This window comes from Methylobacterium sp. WL116 (assembly GCF_008039455.1).
In the GTDB taxonomy this organism is placed as follows: Bacteria; Pseudomonadota; Alphaproteobacteria; order Rhizobiales; family Beijerinckiaceae; genus Methylobacterium.
This window is the reverse complement of the sequence record NZ_VRUV01000696.1, coordinates 1-1,973: the sequence shown is the minus strand read 5'-3', so window position 1 is coordinate 1,973 and position 1,973 is coordinate 1. Positions and strand designations below refer to the sequence as shown.

The 1,973-nt window shown below is 71.2% G+C and carries 3 protein-coding genes; all 3 read right to left on the bottom strand.

What is annotated here, in order from left to right; genetic code table 11:
• Window positions 1-33: 33 nt before the first annotated feature.
• Window positions 34-1,077 carry a cytochrome c peroxidase gene (locus FV223_RS26370; RefSeq protein ID WP_147729696.1) on the bottom strand — a complete coding sequence of 348 codons (1,044 nt, stop codon included), beginning with the start codon at window positions 1,075-1,077 and terminating at the stop codon, window positions 34-36.
• A 169-nt stretch (window positions 1,078-1,246) separates the two neighbouring features.
• A complete protein-coding gene (locus tag FV223_RS26365; RefSeq protein ID WP_147729695.1) occupies window positions 1,247-1,822 on the bottom strand; it encodes a sigma-70 family RNA polymerase sigma factor in 576 nt (191 codons plus the stop codon).
• Entirely contained in the window at window positions 1,819-1,935 is a 117-nt protein-coding gene (locus FV223_RS32140) for a NepR family anti-sigma factor (RefSeq protein WP_281407473.1), read from the bottom strand. The genes FV223_RS26365 and FV223_RS32140 overlap by 4 nt, the downstream gene beginning before the upstream one ends.
• Between the last annotated feature and the right edge of the window lie 38 nt (window positions 1,936-1,973).

Below are 1,973 nucleotides of genomic sequence, written 5' to 3'. Positions count from 1 at the left end.
TCCTGCAGACGCTCACCGCGCCGTCCGGCCCGGTTACGGCTTCGGCGCGTCGCCGGTCAGGTCCGCGAGGGCGCGGTCGTTCCCGGCCGGCGCGGTGAGCGTCTGCAGGAAGGCCAGCAGGTCGGCCTTCTCCGCGCCCGTGAGGTTCAGCGGGCGGATCTCCGGCGAGCGGCTCGGGCGTGCGATGCCGCCGCGGTCGTAGAGATCGATCACCGCCTCCAGCGTCGCGATCGATCCGTCGTGCATGTAGGCGCCGCGGCCGGCGACCTCGCGCAGCCCGGGGGTCTTGAAGGCGTAGCGCAGGGCCTCCGAGCTCGGCACGAAGCGCCCGCGTCCGAGATCCGCGCCGGTCGCCGTGCCGATGTCGTGGAACGAGCCGTCGGTGAAGGCCCAGCCGCCATGGCAGGCGGCGCAGTTCGCACGGCCGTTGAACAGGTCGAAGCCGCGCTTGGCGACGACCGGGATCGCCGTCTCGTCGCCCGCGATCCAGCGGTCGAACGGGCTCACGCCGGACACAATCAGGCGCTGGAAGGTGGCGAGCGCCGCCTCGATCCGGTCCTTGGTGACGCCGGGATCGGCGAAGGCCTCGGCGAAGGCGGCGGCATAGGCGGCATCCGCCGACAGGCGCGCCACCGCGTCGTCGGCGGGCAGGCCCATGTTGCCGGGCGCGCTGATCGGGACGAAGGCGACGCTCTCGAGGTCGCGGAACTTGCCGTCCCAGCCGAGGCGGCCCTCCTGCCAGGCGATGTTGAGCAGGCTCGGCGTCCGCAGGTCCATGTCGGAATCGTTGCGGGCCGGCGCGCGCTTGCGCCCGTCCGCCCAGGCGAGGTTGGGCAGGTGGCAGGTCACGCAGGCCCGGTCGCGGTCGGCCGACAGGATCGGATCGAAGAACAGCTTTCGGCCGAGTTCCGCCTTGGCCTGGGCGTAGGGATTGGTCTCCGGGAACGGGATCGCGGAAGGCGGGGCATAGGCCTCGCGCCAGGCGGCCCGCTGCGCCGCCGGTCCGCTCGTGGCCGGACCGCAAACCGCACCGAGCATCACAATTGCGGCGATACCGCCGCCGAGCTTCCATCGCATCGCAGAGCTCCCAAGGGGAGGGTCTACGATGCGATGTCTTGCAGATCCGTAAAGCCTTCGTTTCGATTATGGTCCTGCCCGAGAATTATATTCCCGAAACCTCAACGATAACTTGAACCTCAGCGAACATGCCGCGACGTCATGCCCCCGCCCCGATCCGGGGCGGCGATCAGCGGGTGTCGAGGGCGGCGCGGGTGCGGGCGTCGGTGCCGACGTCGCCGGCGTCGTCCATGCCGAGGCTCTCGATCAGCCGCCCGCGCGCGCGGCTGACCCGGCTCTTGATCGTGCCGACGGCGACCCCGCAGATCTCGGCCGCCTCCTCGTAGGTGAAGCTCTGCGCGCCGACGAGGACCAGCGCCTCGCGCTGGGCCAGCGGCAGCAGGTTCAGCGCGCTCTGGAAAGCGCGCATCTCCACGCGGACCTCCTGCTCGGGCAGGCTGGTCAGCCGCCCGGCATGGCCGCCGTCGGCATCCTCGATCTCGCGCTTGCGCTTGCGCTGCTCGGAATAGAACAGGTTGCGCAGGATCGTGAACAGCCACGCCGTGAGGTTGGTGCCGCGGCGGAAACTCTCGGCCTTGGTCCAGGCCCGCATCAGCGTGTCCTGCACGAGGTCGTCGGTGCGGTCGAAATCGTAGGTCAGCGAGAAGGCGAAGGCGCGCAGCGCCGGGATCGCGCCGAGCAGGAGGTCGCGCATCTCGGCGTCGGCGCCGGCGGGCGTTCCGACGGGGGCACAGGCCTGGATCATCGCGTGGATTCCTTTTCCGACCGGGCGGCGAATTCCGCGACGAGCGCCTCGAACCGCTCGGGGATCGGCTGGGCGAGCAGGCCCGCGTAGAGCACCCGCAGGCTGCGCCCGATCCGGCGCCGCGTCTCCGGATCGAGCCGCCGGTCGCCGC